We start from the raw sequence: 18658 nt of genomic DNA on the forward strand, positions 1-18658 counted from the left end.
GCCTCATCAGAAAAGTGAAAACATCAGCGCGACGGGGAAGCTCATTGGCCAGGTCGCCCCGACTAATACCGCGCTGAGAAAGCGGATCCGCTTTTTATCGCGGGACAAAAACCAGGTGATGATTGCCGTGATAGCGGCCATCACTGCATAAAAGACCAACATTTTTTGGTACAGAGACATGTAAGGCATCCAGGCCAGAAGGTAAAATCGCGCGCAATATGCTCTTTTTCATGACTCACATCAAGTTTTATTAATTATTTTAAGAGAAACAGCGGTAAAACAACCCGTTTTCATTATGTTCAGATTTCGTACTATTGCGGATAGTTATAACCCGTACTATACCCATAGGGGTTAAAACGAAAGGTGGCACAAATGAATGTTTCCAGTAAAACTGTGGTGCTGATAAATATATTTGCTGCTGTAGGACTATTCAGTCTGATTTCCGCAAGGTTCGGCTGGTTTGCTTGATGTGAAACTTCTTGATTAATGGCAGCGTCCAATGGCAGAGAGGACTTCTCTCTGCCATTAGTCAACGATCTTCCCACCCTGCCTTCATCTGGTAAATTACCCTCAGGTTGTAATATCCCTAACCCTTCTGCGGCATTAATTACCTGTAAAGCGGGCCGGTGTGGTGCCAGTGTGCTGACGGAAAAATGCGATAAAAGCACTGTCACTAACAAATTCCAGATGTTGCGCCGCGTGGCTAATATGACTCCCGTCCGCCAGCATTTCCATGGCCTTTAACAGTCTAAATTGCTGCCGCCAGTTCTGATAATTCATCCCGGTATCTCTGATAAAGATCCGGCTGATTGTCCTCTCACACGCCCCAACCTGTTGGGACAACTGATTCAGTCGCGGTGGTAACGCGCCCATACGCAATTGCTCAAGCCATATGTCCAGCCGTGGATCTGAGGGAAATTGTAATGTCCAGTTTTCACTGCGCGCGGCCCGCAATTCCTGACAAAAAACGGTGATGAGGCTGGCCTGTTGCACCGCAGGCATATCCCATGACCAAAAGGCCATGCGTTCTATGACTTCGAAAAAAAGAGGATTAACCTCGACGATTTGCATTGGCAGATCGGATAACGGCAGCGAGGTTGAAAAGTACAAAGAACGATAAGCCATTACGCCACGCATGATGGCGCGATGAACCGTACCAGCCGGGATCCAGACCGCTCGGCGTGGCGGCAGCTGGCACAAGGCCTGCTCCAGCTCAATCGTGATGCTCCCCGCAGCCGAAAAAAGGAGCTGATGACGAAGGTGGCTATGGCGTCCTGAATCGTGTACGCCCATATCGGCGGCAATCCCGATTACCGGGTTATCAAAGCTATCCGCATCGAAAATTTCATCGGGGGCAATTTTCATTATCTGTCCGATTTTTGATATTTAAAGTCCTGATAATAGTAATAAGACACACCCCTTTCAGCAATAATACCCGCCTGTTTTCGGTCTCTACGGATATTGCTATGAATATTCTTCGTCGCCCGCCGCTGTGGCTCCTTACTCTACTGATTATGTTCCCACAACTGGTGGAAACCATTTACAGCCCGGCATTGCCTGGCATAGCCAGCGCTTTTCACATCAGCAGTGAACGTGCGGCTCAAACACTCTCCGTTTACTTTGTTGCCTTCGCCGTTGGTGTGACGATATGGGGCTGGCTGAGCGACAGTATCGGGCGACGGCGGGCGATACTGGCAGGACTCATCTGCTACAGCACAGGTTGTGCATTGGCCGTTGTCGCCACCGATTTCAACATGTTGCTACTGGCGCGGATGGTATCAGCCATCGGAGCCGCTGCCGGGTCAGTCGTGGTACAGACCATATTGAGGGACAGTTATGAATCAACCACGCTATCCCGCGTCTTTTCTGTGATGGGTGCCGCGCTGGCACTGAGTCCGGTTTTTGGCCTGCTAAGCGGAGGCTGGGTGGTAAGCTTCTATGGTCATGTTGGTGTATTCGTTGCCCTTGTTTTACTGGCGATATTACTGCTCATACTGACAGCAACCCTTTTGCCGGAAACAAGGCCGGAGAATACGATCCGCCCGCGGATGGCTGTGCTCCTTCCCCGCATGGCGCGCGACCGAAAGCTGTGGAAAAATGCCATCCTGGTCGCGTTGTTAAATACCATGCTGTTTAGTTATTACAGCCTGGCGCCATTTCTTTTCGGGCAGTTGGGATGGAGTTCCAGAGCCTTTGGCTGGACAGGAGTGTTACTTGCGCTGGCTTCGCTGTCGGGGAGCCTGCTGAATCGGTGGCTGTTAACGACAGGTCTGACGCCGGAACAGTTGGTACATCAGGCCTGTGCGCTGGCCGTGTTGTCAGGTCTGGCGGCGTGGTGGCTACAGCATACTGCATGGATCCTGATACCGGTGTTTGGGGTGGTACTGGCCTATGGTATCGCCATTCCCAATGTATTGAGCCAGGCTCTGCGTTGCTATCGTGAACAGGCCGGGGCCGCCGGTGCTTTGTTCGGGTTAAGCTATTACCTGTTACTGGGAATGATGCTGGGATTGGCTGGCATGGTGCAACAACTGGGGCTGGTGCTGAGCGTCTGTGCGCTACTCGCCTGGCTTTGCAGCTTGCGCCGCTAATAACCGGACGGTATACCTGAAAGCACAAAGCCCCGGCGTTAAACTGGGGCTTTGTCGTATTAATTAGCCTGACCTCGCGGATATTTCCAACTTACCGCCGTCCGATGGCGACGAGGCCAGTGGCGCGAATAGTATAGACACCCGTTTGCTGATTTTTAGCTATCCGTGCCGCATTAGGTATTCACGCTTAAAATGTTACTCATGCTTGATCATGACATGGCGAACAATCGTGTAATCCTCCAGTCCGTACACCGACATATCTTTGCCATAACCAGACTGTTTTTGCCCGCCGTGCGGCATCTCGCTGACCAGCGTAAAATGGGTATTGACCCAGGTGCAACCATATTGCAGACGAGAGCTGAACCGATGCGCGCGTCCGACGTCCCGGGTCCAGACGGAAGATGCCAGTCCGTATTTCGAATCATTCGCCCACGCCAGTACCTGGTCTTCATCATCAAATACGGTCACGCTGACCACCGGACCAAAAACTTCCCGCTGCACGATGGCATCTTCTTGCTTCGCCCCGGCCAGCAGCGTTGGGGCAAAGTAGTAGCCTGCACCATCCACTTTTTTACCACCGGTGATAACCTTGATATGCCCCAGGGCTTTGGCCTCATCGACCGCTTTGGCCACGCGATCAAGATGCGCCTGCGAACTTACCGGTCCCAGCTCCGTCGATTCGTCGTTCGGCGCGCCAATTTTCAGGCTGGCAACCGCCGCGCCAAGTTTCTCAACCAACGCGTCATAAATGCCTTTCTGGGCATAGATTCGACAAGCGGCGGTACAGTCTTGTCCGGCGTTGTAATAACCAAAGGTTCGCACGCCGCTCACTACCGCATCCAGATCCGCATCATCAAAAATGATCACCGGGGCTTTGCCGCCTAGTTCCATATGTGTGCGCTTAATTGACGGCGCGGTGTGCTGAATAATGTGTTCGCCAGTGGCAATTGAGCCGGTTAGCGAAACCATGCGGACTTTTTCATGTCCGGTCAGCGGATCCCCCACCGTTTTACCGCGACCAAACAGCACGTTAACAACGCCTGCCGGATAAATATCTTTGGCAAACTCGGCCAGTTTAAGCGCCGTCAATGGGGTAATTTCCGACGGTTTAATCACCACGCAGTTCCCCGCCGCCAGCGCCGGAGCCAGTTTCCACGCCGCCATCATCAGCGGGTAGTTCCACGGCGCAATGGAGGCGACCACGCCAAGCGGATCCCGGCGAATCATTGACGTATGCCCTTCCAGATACTCTCCGGCCGCCAGGCCTTGCAGGGTGCGGGCCGCCCCGGCGAAGAAGCGGAACACATCGACGATGGCCGGAATTTCATCGTTGAGCACACAGTGCAGCGGCTTACCGCAGTTGAGCGATTCCAGCTCAGCGAAGGTTTGCGCGTTATCCGCGATAGCATCTGCCAGTTTCAACAGTAACTCGGAACGCACTTTCGGTGTGGTTTGCCCCCAACTGGCAAATGCATGGTCGGCCGCACGGACCGCGGCATCAACCTGCATGGCTGAGGCCTCTGCAATCTCCAGAATCAGTTCACCAGTGGCAGGGTTATAGACCGGCTGCTTTTCACCTTCACCGTTGACCAGCTCGCCATTAATCAGTAATTGATGTTGCATAGCAATTTCCCATATCGTCGTTTATTTACCGTTTCCGGCGAGAGTGTCGCCTTCACGCGTTAGCCACCAGGCCCCTAAAATTGGCAGTGTAGTCACCAGCATTACCAGCAATGCCACAACGTTGGTGACAGGCACATCTCGTGGACGACCCAATTGATTGAGCAGCCACAAAGGAAGTGTTCTTTCATGTCCGGCAGTGAACGTTGTCACGATGATTTCATCAAATGACAAGGCAAACGCCAGCATCCCTCCTGCCAGCAGTGCCGATGCCAGGTTCGGCAGCACCACGTAACGAAAGGTTTGCCAGCCGTTGGCGCCAAGATCCATAGACGCTTCAACCAGACTCCATGAGGTACGGCGAAAACGCGCCACTACGTTGTTAAACACCACCACCACGCAAAACGTCGCATGCCCCACCACGATGGTGAGAAAACCCGGTTCCAGGTTGATGGTTTTAAACGCCGTCAACAGCGCCAGACCGGTGATGATCCCCGGTAACGCGATTGGCAACAGCAGCAACAGCGATATTGCACTCTTGCCAAAAAAGTCCCTACGCCACAGCGCGGCAGCGGCCAGCGTCCCCAGAACGAGAGCAATGGCCGTCGACAACGCAGCGATTTTAAGTGACAACGTCACTGATTCCAGAATATCGCTACGCTGTGCCGCAACGCTAAACCACTTCAGCGTTAACCCCTGCGGTGGAAAACTGAAAGCAGCCTCCTCAGTATTAAAAGCATAGGTGGCGATGATGAGGATGGGAAAGTGCAGGAAAATAACCCCGCCCCATGCCGCCAGTTTGAGTAACCAGGGTGCGCGTTCAGAGTGCATCGAAAGCTCCCAGACGCTTCACGAACGCCAGATACAGTGCGATTAACACAATCGGCACCAGAGTAAATGCCGCCGCCATCGGCATATTGCCGATCGCCCCTTGTTGCGAATACACCATGTTGCCGATGAAATACCCCGGCGGTCCCACCAGTTGCGGCACGATAAAGTCGCCCAACGTCAGAGAGAAGGTAAAGATAGATCCCGCCGCGATACCGGGTATTGCCAGCGGAAGGACCACATAGCGGAAGGTTTGACGAGGGCGTGCGCCCAAATCAGCGGAAGCCTGTAATAGTGACGGAGGAAGCCTCTCCAATGCGGCCTGTACCGGCAGGATCATAAACGGCAACCAGATGTAAACGAACACCAGAAAGCGCCCTAACCCTGAGGTCGACAACGTATTGCCGCCAACAGCAGGTAGCGTCAGGAACGAAAGCAGCAGCGGCTCCAGCCCAAGATGGGTTAAAAACCACTGCGCCACGCCGTCTTTCGCCAGCAGTAACGTCCACGCGTAGGCTTTAACAATGTAGCTGGCCCACATCGGCAGCATCACCGCAATGTAAAAAAAGGCTTTCATTTTACCGCTGGTATAGCGCGCCATATACCACGCCATTGGAAACGCCAGAATCGCGCTGGCAATGGTGACCGCTATCGCCATCGTCAGGGTACGCAAAATGATGTCATAGTTGGCGGGATTAAACAGCGCCTGCAGATTCGCCAGCGTCAGGTCCGGCGTGACCGACATGGTGAAATCGTCGAAGGTATAAAAACCTTGCCACAACAGCGTCAGCAGTGAGCCAAAGTAGACGATGCCAAACCACATCAGCGGCCCGAGAAGCAGTAAAAACAGCCCCAGCCCCGGATTACGCCAGAAGAAACCGGAGATCTTGTTCAGATTTGTCGGTTGCGATGGCGAAGGTAAGACGTTCATAGCCATTCACCTCTCCTCAACCAGCGGCACCATCACGTCGCGTGACCACGATGCCATCACCTGCTGACCCGGCGACAGCGTTGAGGGCAGCATTTCTCCCGTCAGGTTCGCCTGGCTAACCAGCAACTTTTCACCGCCGGCGAGTTTCAGTTCAAACCGTGTCGCCGCGCCCTGGTACTGCACCGCCTGGATAACGCCCGGAGCCTGGACTTCTCCCCCAATATCATTCAGACGAATGTGTTCCGGACGCAGGGAAAACATCCCCTGTAGCCCGCAAACGTTCGCTGACATCGTGGCATCAAAGACATTGGACGTCCCGACGAAGCTCGCGACAAACGGTGTCCGTGGACGCATGTACAGTTCACGCGGCGAGTCCACCTGTTCGATGCGACCGTTATTAAACACCGCCACACGGTCAGACATCGACAGCGCTTCGCCCTGATCGTGAGTGACAAAAATGAAGGTGATACCGAGAGATTGCTGTAACTTCTTCAGCTCTAATTGCATCTGTTCGCGCAACTTAAGATCCAACGCCCCGAGCGGCTCATCCAACAGCAGGACGCGTGGCTCATTAACCAAAGCCCTGGCAATCGCCACGCGCTGACGTTGTCCGCCGGAAAGCTGTGACGGTTTGCGCTCATGAACAAAACCGAGTGCGACCTTATCAAGCGCCTCACGGGCTTTGGCGTGACGCTGTTTTTTATCAATCCCTTTGACCATCAGCCCGTAAGCGACGTTGTCGAGGATCGACATATGTGGGAATAGCGCGTAATCCTGAAATACCGTATTGACGTCCCGCTCCCAGGGCGGCAATTCGCTGGCTTGTTTTCCAAAAATGGTGATTGCGCCGCCTGAAAGCTGCTCGAACCCGGCAATCAGGCGCAGACAGGTGGTCTTGCCGGAGCCGGATGGCCCCAGCATAGAAAAAAACTCCCCGTCGTTAATCGCAATACTCACTCCATCAACTGCACGAACATCCCCGTACAGACGCGAGACGTTATGAAACTCTACTGCGTACGTCATAAAACCCCCAGCGGAATTAACGACCGCCCATAATGGCGATGTAATCCTGCGTCCAGCGACTGTAAGGAACGAATTTGCCACCTTCCGCCATTGGCGTTTTCCAGAAGGCGATTTTGTCAAAGTAGCTATAGCCGTTGGTTTCACAGCCCTTTTCACCCAACAGCGGGCTGGCTTTACATCCTTCAGGCACCACTGGCAGAGAACCAAACCAGGCGGCTACGTCGCCCTGTACTTTCGGGGTTAATGACCAGTTCATCCATTTGTAAGCGCACACCGGGTGTTTCGCTGCACTATGCAGCATGGTGGTGTCAGCCCAACCGGTAACCCCTTCTTTTGGGAATACCGTGGCAACAGGCTGACCTTCTGCTTTCAGGGCGTTAGCCTGATAAGGCCAGGCGCTGGATGCCACCACGCCTTCGTTTTTGAAGTCACTCATTTGCACAGTGGTATCGTGCCAATAGCGATGGATAAGCGCATGCTGATCGCTCAGGACTTTGATAACCGCCTGATACTGCTGTTCGGTGAGTTGGTAGGGATCGGTGATGCCTAATTGCGGCTGGGTGGCTTTAACGAATAACGCGGCATCGGCGATATAGATCGGGCCATCGTAGGCCTGCACGCGTCCTTTATTGCTTTTTCCATCCTCAAGTTTTTGCTCAACAAACACCACGTTCCAGCTATCTGGCGGTGTTGGGAAAGTTTTGGTGTTATACATCAGCAAGTTTGGTCCCCACTGATACGGGGTGCCGTATACTTTTCCGCCAACGTTAAACCACTCGCCTTTCACCACGCGTGGATCGATACTTTTCCAGTTTGGGATCAGTGCAGTGTTAATCGGCTGCACGCGTTTACCCATAATCAGACGCAGTGAAGCGTCACCGGACGCGGTCACCAGGTCGTAGCCGCCTTTTGCCATCAGGCTGACCATCTCATCAGATGTGGCCGCCGTTTTAACATTGACCGCGCAGCCGGTATCTTTCTCAAACTGCGAGACCCAGTCATATTGTTTATCGGTTTGTCCGCGCTCGATATAACCCGGCCAGGCAATAATATCCAGGCGGCCTTCCGGTTTATCTAATGATGTAGGGGGTTCGGCTGCCTGTGCAGTCATCAGCGTCATACTGAGCGCACACAGGCTACTGAGGGCAAATTGCTTGCTCATAACATCTTACTCCTGTCGAAAAAATATTGAGCGGCAGCCTTGCCGTAAATATATGTCCTTTCCTAAAAATAGTCGGGGTGTGCTAAGCGTTCCTGCTGGCGCAAGGAAATTTAATCAGGTTGTGAGCTAACGCTCATTACGCTACTGATTCTGACCCGCTTTTTTAATCTTCTGGAGTATAGACAAGGAGTTAGGCGTAGAGGTGGCAATAGTAAGAACTATTGATTTTTTGTATGGTAGCACCCGATATAAATAACATCAGGGTTCGGTATTCTCTATTTCGAAAATAAGAACGCACTATTCTTTTATATTGAATAGCGCGTTAGATTTTATTTCATCATTTCGCGAATTAATTTTCCAAGCTGTTTCACCGCCAGCTCCTCGCGTTCTCCCCAGTGCCATGCGGTATTAAAGCGAAAGAAACGCGTCCAGCTCCCCGAGGTTGAGAACATTTTCCCCGGCGCAATGCTGATGTGGTGCGCCAGCGCTTGCGTACTAAGCACACCCGCATCCAGCGGTTCCGGCAGTTCGAGCCACAGAAAATAGCCGCTGTCGTTGTGGTGAATTTTGACCTCCGCCGGAAGATGGCGCAGTAGCGTTTGCCAGGCCTGCTGTTTGCGTTCTGCAAGTTGACGGCGTAAACGGCGCAGATGCGCGTCATAGCGTCGGGTTGACAAATAGTCCACGAGAGCAAGCTGCATGGGGGAACTGGTGGATAAGGTGCTCATTAGCTGGAGTCGCTGAATGCGCCGGGCATGTTTCCCTGCCGCCACCCAGCCAATACGAAATCCGGGCACCAGGCATTTTGAGAATGATGAACAATGCAGAACGCTATCGCTGCGATCCCAGGCTTTGGCGGGGAGCGGTTTTTCTCGACCAAAGTACAGTTCGCTATAAACATCATCTTCAATCAGCATCACATGATATTTCTCCAGTAATGCGACCAGATGCGCTTTTTTCTCTGCGCTGAGCGTAAACCCCAGCGGATTTTGGCTGTTGGTCATCAACCAACACGCTTTTACCGGATACTCCTGCAATGCCTGCTCGAGCGCGGTAAGATCGATCCCTTCTTTAACATCAGTGGCAACAGACAGCGCCTTCAGACGTAATCGCTCCAGTGCCTGCAATGCGCCATAAAAACAGGGGTTTTCGACAATTACCCAGTCACCCGGCTCGGTGACCGCCTGCAGGCTCAGGTTGAGGGCTTCTAGCGCACCGGTGGTGATCACAATTTCGTCAGGTGAAATGGTCATCCCCTGTTGGGCATAGCGGCGGGCGATGGCATGGCGCAGCTCTTGATTCCCCGGCGGCAAGTTTTCGATCACGCTCATCGCCGTGGCCGTTTTACTCACCTGCGCCAGCGAGCGGTTTAACTGCTGGAGGGGGAACAAACGCGGGTCAGGGAACGCAGAGGCAAATGGCATCACCGACGCATCCCGACTGGCCTGTAGCATATCAAAAATGTAGGTGTTGATATCCACCGCTTCGTCGCGCATCACCTGCGCTGGCGGCGATGCCAGCTCGCGTTCGGGACGTGCGGCAACATAGTAACCCGACTGTGGCCGGGCAATAATCCGGCCCTGGCTTTCCAGCAACTGATAGGCATGGCCAACGGTCATAAAACTCATCCCGCTGCTGACCACCTGCTCACGCAAAGAAGGCAGACGATCGCCGGGTTGCCATACGCCAGACGCGATTTGCTCGCGAATTTGCTCTGCCAGCCGCTGGTACTTTTTCATGTTTCGTCCTGATTACCGGTGTTGGTGACAACCACTGTGTATATCAGTTTACATAATCAAGACATTTTTTATAACTGTTATAGCTAACAGTTTTATAACATCGTTACCGACAGTTCTTTTCCTAAAGCGCGGGCAGCTATCTGCACAGCATCAATTTTTGTCGCGTGCTTTAAATCGAATAAGCGAGTGATTTCCTGCTTAGGCCTGCCGATCCTGTTTGCCAGCTCCTGCTGGGTAATATTCGATTCAAGGAAGGCATTTAACAACAGAACCTTAGACGCAACGCTCAGTGGTATTTCTACATAGTCAGCGCCAGCGACAACCGATGAAGGCAAAGGAATCGGTTCGTTATCGTCGAAATAGAATTCAAAAGCGGTGACCAATGCGGCCTGCGCAGCCTGCAAAGCATCATGGCGAGTTTCTCCCTGAGTCAATGCTTCAGGAATATCCGGAAAAGACACCATGAACCCACCTTCCACGGCGGGTATTAGATTAACGGGATAACGCATAATTTTCTCAAAATTTCTCATATAGTCAGCCTTATAGAGATGATGATTACTGTAAGCCAAGCTGCTTTTGGATCGCTTTTCGCAGGGCCTCTTTTATCTCATCACCAGGATGCCGGGGCATAACGCTACGCCTTCCCTGATACCTCAACTTCAGATGATTTGAGCCGTTTGTAACTTCAACTCCCTGAGATTCAAGCCAGCGTCTGAACTCACTTTGCTTCACTGCGCCTCCCTGTCGTCTATTATACACAAAAAGTAAACACTAATGATTACTTTTAATTATCTTGCTATTAATAACGCAAAATCACTAGCGTGGGGAGGATGCTATTTAATAACAGGAATCCAGCCTCCAGATTTCATATCAACCCGGCCAACCTATAACAACGCTACAACTGTTATGGTTAAAAAGAACTGTTCTGTTTCTGCCCTCCATTGCTTCCCAGGCTTAGAATTGCGCCAAATCAATTTTGCCTGCGGAGTTAAGCATGTTCGGTCTTGACGCGTTTCACCTGGCGAGGATCCAGTTCGCGTTTACGGTATCCTTCCACATTATCTTTCCGGCCATTACCATCGGGCTCGCCAGTTATCTGGCAGTGCTCGAAGGACTATGGTTAAAAACGAAAAATCCCACCTGGCGCTCGCTATATCATTTCTGGTCCAAAATATTCGCCGTAAACTTTGGTATGGGCGTGGTTTCCGGGCTGGTGATGGCCTATCAATTCGGCACCAACTGGAGCGGTTTTTCCGAGTTCGCCGGGAGCATCACCGGACCGCTGCTGACCTATGAAGTGTTAACCGCCTTTTTCCTCGAAGCGGGTTTCCTTGGAGTAATGCTGTTCGGCTGGAATCGCGTGGGCCCTGGCCTGCACTTCTTCGCGACCTGTATGGTTGCACTGGGTACCATTATTTCTACCTTCTGGATCCTCGCCTCCAACAGCTGGATGCAGACGCCGCAAGGCTATGAAATCGTTAATGGGCAGGTTGTTCCCGTCGACTGGTTCGCCGTTATCTTCAATCCCTCATTCCCTTATCGTTTGCTGCATATGTCTGTAGCCGCCTTCCTCAGCAGCGCGTTATTTGTCGCGGCTTCTGCGGCGTGGCATTTGCTGCGTGGAAACAATACGCCAGCTATTCGCGCTATGTTTTCGATGGCGCTGTGGATGACATTAATCGTCGCCCCGTTACAGGCATTGATTGGTGATATGCACGGTTTGAATACGCTGAAACACCAGCCGGCAAAAATTGCGGCGATTGAAGGACATTGGGAAAATCCGCCCGGTGAACCTACTCCGCTATTGCTGTTCGGTTGGCCGGATATGGAACAGGAGCGTACCCGCTATGGACTGGAGATCCCGGCGCTGGGCAGTCTGATCCTGACCCACAGCCTGGATAAACAAGTCCCGGCCCTAAAAGAGTTTCCTAAAGAAGATCGACCCAACTCAACCATGGTGTTCTGGTCGTTTCGCATTATGGCAGGGCTAGGCATGCTGATGATCCTGCTGGGCACGATCGCCCTGCGGCTACGTTACAAGCAGAGGTTATACACCTCACGTCCTTTCCTGCGTTTTGCATTATGGATGGGTCCCTCCGGTCTGATTGCCATACTGGCTGGCTGGGTAACCACTGAAGTTGGCCGTCAACCGTGGGTGGTCTACGGTCTGCAACGTACCGCAGATGCAGTATCCGCGCATGGCGATCTACATATGAGCATCAGCTTGCTGTCATTCTTTGTGGTGTACAGCTCAGTGTTTGGCGTCGGTTACAGCTACATGATTCGCCTGATCCGTAAAGGGCCACAGGAAGATGATCCGTCAACGCCGCCATCCGGCACGCCTGCACGACCGCTTTCTGCTGCAGTTCTTGATTCTCAACCGGAGGCTCACCGCTAATGGGTATCGATTTATCAGTTATCTGGTTTGTCATTATCGTGTTCGCCACGTTGATGTACATCGTGATGGATGGTTTCGATCTCGGTATCGGCATTTTGTTCCCTGCAATTCAGGATGCTGATGACCGTGATGTGATGGTGAATAGCGTCGCCCCCGTATGGGACGGCAACGAAACGTGGCTGGTACTGGGCGGGGCCGGATTATTCGGCGCCTTCCCCCTGGCCTATGCAGTGATTGTCGATGCGCTGACGATCCCGCTAACCCTGATGCTGCTCGGCCTGATTTTTCGCGGCGTCGCTTTTGAGTTTCGCTTTAATGCCACGCCAGCACATCGACCATTCTGGGATAAAGCTTTTCTCGGCGGCTCAATTCTGGCGACATTCACTCAGGGCATCGTGGTAGGTGCCGTGCTTAACGGATTCTCTGTCACCGGACGCAGCTACAGCGGCGGTCCTTTCGACTGGCTGACCCCGTTCACGCTGTTCTGTGGTGTTGGGCTGGTCGTGGCCTACGCCCTGTTGGGAGCAACATGGCTGGTGATGAAAAGCGAAAATCCGTTGCAGGATAAAATGCGCCGCGTGGCCAAAAAACTGCTGCTGGCGATGCTGGTTGTTATCGCCATTATCAGCCTGTGGACGCCGCTGGCGCACAGTGCGATTGCCGAGCGCTGGTTTAGCCTGCCCAACCTGTGGTTCCTGATGCCGGTTCCGCTGCTGGTGCTGTTGATCAGTATGTGGCTGTGGCGCTCACTGGACCAACAACACAGCCATGCACTACCGTTTATTTTGACGTTGGGATTGATCTTCCTTGGGTTCAGCGGTCTGGGGATCAGCATATGGCCGCATATTATTCCGCCGTCCATTACGCTCTGGCAGGCAGCCGCGCCAGCGCAAAGCCAGGGCTTTATGTTGGTTGGCGCCCTACTGATTATCCCGATAATCCTGGTATATACCTCCTGGAGCTACTACGTTTTCCGCGGCAAAGTTCAACATGGTGAGGGGTATCATTGATGCAACAATCAATCTGGAAACGCCTGATGTGGCTAGTGATCCTCTGGGGTGGCAGCGTGCTGGCCCTGGCCGCCGTCGGTATGTTCTTTCGTTTACTGATGACGGCTGCTGGCTTTAAGTCCTGAGACTCTCCCTGAAAACAACCGGGCAGCGCGATGCTTCCCGGTTGTAACAAATCCCAACGTTAACCAAACAAAAATGCAAAAAACATCTCACTGGCGAAACAGAGATTGCCATTTCACCGATTAAAATATTGAATAGTCACAAGGCGAAATTATCGCCACTTCCGTTGCTAACGTACCAGAGGGTGCAAGATGTTTAAGAAAGGATTAACGGTGTTATTGCTGGCCAGCGCGCTTTTTTCAGGTCAACTTCTCGCAACCAATCAAGGGCATGAATATCTTCAGGTGCAGAATGCCGATCACGTATTACGGCACACCGCCGACAGCGATGAGCTGCGCGTGACGGCGGAAGAATCCGCCGCCGATCTTCGCGAACATCATTACTGGCAAAAATCACGCAAACCCGATACTCACCAGGGTTAAGGTTTGCGCTTCGGCAATGTTTTCATCAGATCTTCAGGACTGACGGAAGCGACGATGCTGCCCGGCAACGGCATCTTCAGAATGTGATGTTTCATCTTGCCGATTACATGCATTTCGCACGGTCGGCAATCAAATTTCAGCGTCAGAACTTCATCGCCGTTTACCAGTTGCATCGGTGTGGCTTTCCAGCTCTTGATGTTTCCTTTCGCCTGTTTCGGGCACAGGTTAAACGCAAAACGCAGGCAATGTTTGGTGATCATCACCGGCACATCGCCCTTTTCTTCGTGCGCTTCATAGGCCGCGTCAATCAACTGAACGCCATAACGGTGATAAAACTCACGCGCTTTATGGTTGTAGACGTTTGCCAGGAAGCTCAGATGCGTTTGTGGATACACCGGCGCAGGCTGTGAAACCGGTTTGCGACTGCCGCGCTGATAGTTTTGCAAACGCGCCGCATCCAGCATATCGACAGCTTCACGTCGCAGTTGATTGAGTTGACCGTTTGGCACAAACAGCGCCCCCGGCAGATTAACCTGAATATCGCGGGCGTAATAAAGCGTTTGTCCAAGTTTGGCCAGACCATCCTGCAGATTGCTCAACGCTTTTTCTGCATTGTTCGCTTCGTCAAAGTGGCCGTCCAGCGTATGAGTAACGCTCACCCCCTCTTCACTGGTGAGCGTCAGGATCAACTGCTCCTGCCAGCCACCCAGCTCAATATCAACCGCGATACGACGTTCGCTGGAGGTTTTGGTTAACGCCTGCTGCCAGTTATGATCGAGATTACGGTTCAGCGGATGATGCGGACGCACTTTGTGCAAATCGGCTGGCATTTCATTCGGCCACACCCGATATCGATTGTGCCCCGTTTTTTCAACGGTATTGGCACGGAAACCAACCACCTCACGCTTGATTAACACGTTCAGACCATCGCCGTTCGCCAGCGGCTCGGTGACCTCAACATCCAGATGATCTTTCGCGACCTTCAGGACTTCACCAACCGGCAGACCAATGAATTTTGGCGAGTCAAACGCGCCGATATCGCCCTTACGCGCATTGACAAAATAATCGGTGCTACCGCGATGGAAGGTTTTTTCCGTGGAGGGGGTAAAGAAATGTTCGGTGCGTCCGGCTGATGAACGGGCCAGGTCGCCGCGCTCTTCAATGATGGCGTCGAGCATCTGACGATAATGCGCGGTAATATTCTTCACATAGCTCATGTCTTTGTAGCGCCCTTCGATTTTGAAAGAGCGCACGCCTGCATCAATCAACGCGCCGAGGTTGGCGGTCTGATCGTTATCTTTCATCGACAGCAGGTGTTTTTCATAGGACACCACGCGCCCCTGATCGTCTTTCAGGGTATACGGCAAACGGCAAGCCTGAGAACAGTCGCCGCGGTTAGCGCTACGTCCGGTTTGCGCATGTGAAATATAACACTGACCTGAATAGGCAACGCACAACGCACCGTGAATGAAAAATTCAATGGTCGCGTCCGTGGCCTGGTGGATGGCGTTAATCTGCTCAAGGCTCAGTTCCCGCGCCAGGACAATCTGGGTGAATCCGACATCAGACAGAAACTTCGCCTTCTCGACGCTGCGAATATCACACTGCGTGCTGGCATGCAGCTCAATGGGGGGAATATCCAGTTCCAGAATCCCCATATCCTGCACAATCAGAGCATCAACACCGGTCTGGTACAGATCGGTAATTAATCGCTGCGCGGGCTCCAGTTCATCATCGTGCAAAATCGTATTCAGCGTCACAAAGATTTTCGCCCCGAAGCGATGGGCAAAAGGCACCAGGTCAGCGATATCTTTCAGGCTGTTGCTGGCGTTATGACGCGCGCCAAATCCCGGTCCACCAATATAAACGGCGTCTGCACCGTGTAAAATGGCTTCGCGCGCAATGGCGGTATCCCGGGCCGGGCTTAACAATTCAAGGTGATGAGGCTGCTGGCGCATACAGTTGTTACCATCCACAAGCGGTAAAAATGGCGGCTATTGTAGTCACAAGCGCGGCATTTCGGAATAGTTTTCCCGATCAACTGCGCGGGTAATGGATCAGTGAATGAAAGTGAACCGTTTGTTCACCGCTGTTACGGTAACTATGGGCAGTATCGCCAGCAAAACGGACACCTTCACCGGGTTTAATGGTACGCCATAGGCCATCAATGCACATATCCAGCAGACCACTAATCACCACTACGTGCTCTATAACACCGCTTTCGTGTGGTGTGGATTCACTGAGCGCACCGGGGGCCAGCAGTATCGAAAAGTGATCGAAACACAACTGAGGATCCCACGGGAACAGCGGCGTGACGACCATCGCCTGGTGTTGGGGATCGAAAGCCGGGGGGCTGTCTGACTCGGGTGGCGAAATAAACGTCGAAAATGGGACATTCAACCCGGTGGCGATTTTCCACAATGTCGCCACTGTAGGGCTGGATTCATTGCGCTCAATCTGCCCCAGCATCGCTTTTGACACGCCGGTTTCCTCCGCCAGTCGCGAGAGACTCCATTCCCGCTGATGGCGTAGCGTTCTGAGCGTCGTCGCCAGATAGTGAGTTAAGTTATCCATATTTCTCCTTCCTCGCCCTGCCTTCTCAAGGCTACAGCTTAGCACTTGTACGCTATAACGCACAGCGCTACAGTAACTGACCGTTATAACGCACACGGAGTTGCTATGCGCACATTTTCAATCCCTTTGCCTACCGTGCTATCAGGTTTTGTCGCGGTGCTGGTCGGTTATGCCAGTTCGGCAGCCATTATCTGGCAAGCGGCGCTGGCCGCAGGTGCGACGACAGGGCAAATTGCGGGTTGGATGACCGCGCTGGGAATAGCGATGGGCGTTAGTACGCTGGCGCTGACATTATGGTATCGCGCCCCTGTTCTCACTGCATGGTCAACGCCCGGCGCCGCACTGCTGGTTACGGGCCTGCAAGGGGTAACGATTCAGGATGCGATCGGTATTTTTATCGTGGCTAACGCCTTAATTGTGCTGTGCGGCGTAACCGGACTCTTTGCCCGACTGATGAAAATAATCCCCCACTCGCTGGCGTCAGCCATGCTGGCCGGGATCCTGCTACGCTTTGGCCTGCAGGCGTTCAATAGCCTGAATAGTGAGCTTATCTTATGCGGTAGCATGCTGGTGGCATGGTTAGCGTTTAAAGTCATTGCCCCACGGTATGCGACAATCGCCGCGATGCTGATAGGTATAATCATCGCGCTGATAAAATGTGACGTTGTCACTAATGAGGTAAGTTTATCTCCAGTGTTACCTGAGTTTATCGCCCCGCATTTTTCATTTGCCCACAGCATTAGCATCGCACTGCCGCTGTTTCTGGTCACCATGGCCTCACAAAATGCGCCCGGTATCGCCACCATGAAGGCGTCAGGTTATGCGTTACCCGTTTCACCGTTGATTGTCTTTACCGGTCTGCTGGCGCTGCTGTTTTCCCCTTTTGGCGTCTATTCCATTTGCATTGCCGCCATAACCGCGGCAATTTGCCAAAGTCCCGAAGCGCATCCTGATGCCAAACGACGTTGGCTTGCCGCGGCGGCGGCGGGTGTTTTCTATCTTCTGGCTGGGGTGTTTGGCGGTTCGGTCACCGGACTGATGGCAGCCTTGCCCGTAAGCTGGATCCAAATGCTGGCGGGTTTGGCGTTGCTTGGCACGATTAGCGGCAGCTTGTACCAGGCATTGCATCATGAAGCCGAGCGTGATGCGGCTATCATTACTTTTCTGGTCACTGCCAGTGGCCTGACGCTATGGGGAGTTGGGTCTGCATTTTGGGGGCTGATCGCCGGAGGTGTGTGTTACGCAGTGTTTACTTTATTTCGCCGCACGTAACTGCGTTGGCGTTTTACCCGTCACTTGCTTAAACCGGTTGCTGAAATGGCTCGCCGAACTGAACCCGCAAGCCATCGCAATATCCGACAAACTGCGGGAAGAATGACAGACCAGATGCTGGGCTAATACCATACGTCGTTGCATAACGTACTGATGCGGCGCCATATTCATTGACTGGCGAAACATTCTGGCAAAGTGGAATTCACTCAGCGCCGCCTCGCTTGCCAAATCGCTCAGGGTGATGGGGTACGCCAGATGCGCTTCTATGTAGGCCAGCACGTTGCGCAATGTGGCAGGCGCAAGTCCCCCGGTGACAACGGGCAACTGCCATTGGACGTTGCTGTAATGCTGGATCAGATGCGTGAGCAGTAGCGAAGACGCGGCGCTGAGCGTGAGATGATTGGCCGGTTGTTGCCAGTCATTCCCGAGTAAAAACTGACGATAAACCGCTGTTATCCCCGGATCGCTACCAAACGTATGCTCATCCAGCGTGAAGCTATAAGGGCTTTTGTCCCAGACTTTTTCACCCACTTCGCGCAAATGGCCGTCCGTACAATAGAGATGCACAAAGGAAAGATCGTCACGAATATCCCAACTGGATTCGCTCTCTTTCGGCATCAGGCAAAAACGGTCCGGCCCACCGCCATTCTTCCAGCCGCCGGCCGTCTTGTGGTAACTCTCGTAGCCATCGGCGACATATAAGCTGAGGGTATGGTGATCACAATACTGGGTAATGGTATCACGCTTATTTGACCAGGCCGCCAGTTGGATCCCTGAATGTAACGCAACCGACTCGTGCAGCACGGCATTGTGTTTGCGTAAATTTTCAAAGGCACCGTAGGGCTGAGACATACCATCACATTCAAAATAAGTTAGCAGGCTTTCAGTCTATATCAGCTACATATTGTTAACAGCTTCCTTTTCACATTTGCGCGAAAAAAAGCGCAAGATTTTGCAAGTCCAGC

The 18658-nt window shown here is 52.7% G+C and carries 20 protein-coding genes; 7 read left to right on the forward strand and 13 right to left on the reverse strand.

The features are described from left to right. Positions 1-6: 6 nt before the first annotated feature. On the reverse strand, positions 7-180 hold the full coding sequence (locus tag FDX04_RS23530) for a GhoT/OrtT family toxin (protein WP_016153148.1): 174 nt from the start codon (positions 178-180) through the stop codon (positions 7-9). A 192-nt stretch (positions 181-372) separates the two neighbouring features. Between FDX04_RS23530 and yncL the strand changes: the two genes are divergently transcribed. After that, positions 373-468, forward strand: coding sequence for a stress response membrane protein YncL (gene yncL, locus FDX04_RS23535; RefSeq protein ID WP_071524268.1), 96 nt, complete (start codon positions 373-375; stop codon positions 466-468). Between the two features lie 135 nt (positions 469-603). On the opposite strand, the gene FDX04_RS23540 is transcribed toward yncL, so the two are convergent. Next, positions 604-1365 (reverse strand): helix-turn-helix domain-containing protein, encoded by a 762-nt coding sequence (locus tag FDX04_RS23540; protein ID WP_137371565.1) that lies wholly within the window; start codon positions 1363-1365, stop codon positions 604-606. Between the two features lie 101 nt (positions 1366-1466). Between FDX04_RS23540 and FDX04_RS23545 the strand changes: the two genes are divergently transcribed. Further along, positions 1467-2591, forward strand: a complete 1125-nt coding sequence (locus tag FDX04_RS23545; protein WP_137371566.1) for a multidrug effflux MFS transporter — start codon at positions 1467-1469, stop codon at positions 2589-2591. Positions 2592-2786: 195 nt separating this feature from the next. Here the strand turns inward: FDX04_RS23545 and patD are convergent, their stop codons facing one another. The 8 genes from patD to FDX04_RS23590 all read right to left on the reverse strand — a co-directional run bounded on the left by patD (position 2787) and on the right by FDX04_RS23590 (position 10626). Further along, entirely contained in the window at positions 2787-4214 is a 1428-nt protein-coding gene (gene patD / locus FDX04_RS23550; protein ID WP_137371567.1) for an aminobutyraldehyde dehydrogenase, read from the reverse strand. A gap of 21 nt (positions 4215-4235) precedes the next feature. Beyond that, the gene (locus FDX04_RS23555) at positions 4236-5042 is read right to left on the reverse strand and encodes an ABC transporter permease (protein ID WP_003020204.1); all 807 of its coding nucleotides are present in this window, start codon (positions 5040-5042) and stop codon (positions 4236-4238) included. Continuing rightward, positions 5032-5976, reverse strand: a complete 945-nt coding sequence (locus tag FDX04_RS23560; protein ID WP_061381299.1) for an ABC transporter permease — start codon at positions 5974-5976, stop codon at positions 5032-5034. The genes FDX04_RS23555 and FDX04_RS23560 overlap by 11 nt, the downstream gene beginning before the upstream one ends. Beyond that, positions 5977-6993, reverse strand: a complete 1017-nt coding sequence (locus FDX04_RS23565; protein ID WP_042308276.1) for an ABC transporter ATP-binding protein — start codon at positions 6991-6993, stop codon at positions 5977-5979. A gap of 16 nt (positions 6994-7009) precedes the next feature. Then, entirely contained in the window at positions 7010-8155 is a 1146-nt protein-coding gene (gene ydcS, locus FDX04_RS23570) for a putative ABC transporter substrate-binding protein YdcS (protein WP_042308274.1), read from the reverse strand. A gap of 329 nt (positions 8156-8484) precedes the next feature. Then, positions 8485-9894: a PLP-dependent aminotransferase family protein gene (locus FDX04_RS23575; protein WP_137371568.1), complete on the reverse strand. Its 1410-nt coding sequence runs from the start codon at positions 9892-9894 to the stop codon at positions 8485-8487. Positions 9895-9986: 92 nt separating this feature from the next. Beyond that, positions 9987-10403 carry a type II toxin-antitoxin system HicB family antitoxin gene (locus FDX04_RS23585; RefSeq protein ID WP_137371583.1) on the reverse strand — a complete coding sequence of 139 codons (417 nt, stop codon included), beginning with the start codon at positions 10401-10403 and terminating at the stop codon, positions 9987-9989. 46 nt (positions 10404-10449) lie between these two features. Beyond that, complete coding sequence (locus FDX04_RS23590) at positions 10450-10626, reverse strand: type II toxin-antitoxin system HicA family toxin (protein ID WP_047411120.1); 177 nt, start codon at positions 10624-10626, stop codon at positions 10450-10452. 262 nt (positions 10627-10888) lie between these two features. On the opposite strand from FDX04_RS23590, the gene FDX04_RS23595 reads away from it, so the two are divergent. The 4 genes from FDX04_RS23595 to FDX04_RS23610 all read left to right on the forward strand — a co-directional run bounded on the left by FDX04_RS23595 (position 10889) and on the right by FDX04_RS23610 (position 13847). Beyond that, positions 10889-12292 (forward strand): cytochrome ubiquinol oxidase subunit I, encoded by a 1404-nt coding sequence (locus FDX04_RS23595; protein WP_137365483.1) that lies wholly within the window; start codon positions 10889-10891, stop codon positions 12290-12292. Next, positions 12292-13302, forward strand: coding sequence for a cytochrome d ubiquinol oxidase subunit II (cydB, locus tag FDX04_RS23600; RefSeq protein WP_137371569.1), 1011 nt, complete (start codon positions 12292-12294; stop codon positions 13300-13302). Before FDX04_RS23595 ends, cydB begins: the two co-directional genes overlap by 1 nt. Next, positions 13302-13427 carry a DUF2474 domain-containing protein gene (locus tag FDX04_RS23605; RefSeq protein ID WP_064507023.1) on the forward strand — a complete coding sequence of 42 codons (126 nt, stop codon included), beginning with the start codon at positions 13302-13304 and terminating at the stop codon, positions 13425-13427. Before cydB ends, FDX04_RS23605 begins: the two co-directional genes overlap by 1 nt. Before the next feature lie 189 nt (positions 13428-13616). Then, positions 13617-13847: a DUF2554 family protein gene (locus FDX04_RS23610; RefSeq protein ID WP_042308265.1), complete on the forward strand. Its 231-nt coding sequence runs from the start codon at positions 13617-13619 to the stop codon at positions 13845-13847. Here the strand turns inward: FDX04_RS23610 and FDX04_RS23615 are convergent. Both FDX04_RS23615 and FDX04_RS23620 read right to left on the reverse strand, forming a co-directional pair. Next, positions 13844-15805, reverse strand: a complete 1962-nt coding sequence (locus tag FDX04_RS23615; RefSeq protein ID WP_137371570.1) for a U32 family peptidase — start codon at positions 15803-15805, stop codon at positions 13844-13846. The two genes, FDX04_RS23610 and FDX04_RS23615, sit on opposite strands and share 4 nt — an antisense overlap. A 79-nt stretch (positions 15806-15884) precedes the next feature. Beyond that, positions 15885-16421 (reverse strand): helix-turn-helix domain-containing protein, encoded by a 537-nt coding sequence (locus tag FDX04_RS23620; RefSeq protein ID WP_137371571.1) that lies wholly within the window; start codon positions 16419-16421, stop codon positions 15885-15887. Between the two features lie 105 nt (positions 16422-16526). Here FDX04_RS23620 and FDX04_RS23625 point away from each other — a divergent pair, with 105 nt between their 5' ends. Beyond that, positions 16527-17693: a benzoate/H(+) symporter BenE family transporter gene (locus tag FDX04_RS23625; protein ID WP_137371572.1), complete on the forward strand. Its 1167-nt coding sequence runs from the start codon at positions 16527-16529 to the stop codon at positions 17691-17693. Here the strand turns inward: FDX04_RS23625 and FDX04_RS23630 are convergent. Continuing rightward, the gene (locus tag FDX04_RS23630) at positions 17676-18545 is read right to left on the reverse strand and encodes an AraC family transcriptional regulator (RefSeq protein WP_137371573.1); all 870 of its coding nucleotides are present in this window, start codon (positions 18543-18545) and stop codon (positions 17676-17678) included. The genes FDX04_RS23625 and FDX04_RS23630 overlap by 18 nt on opposite strands. Positions 18546-18658: the final 113 nt, after the last annotated feature.

Source organism: Citrobacter sp. wls615, assembly GCF_005281355.1.
Lineage (GTDB): Bacteria > Pseudomonadota > Gammaproteobacteria > Enterobacterales > Enterobacteriaceae > Citrobacter > Citrobacter werkmanii.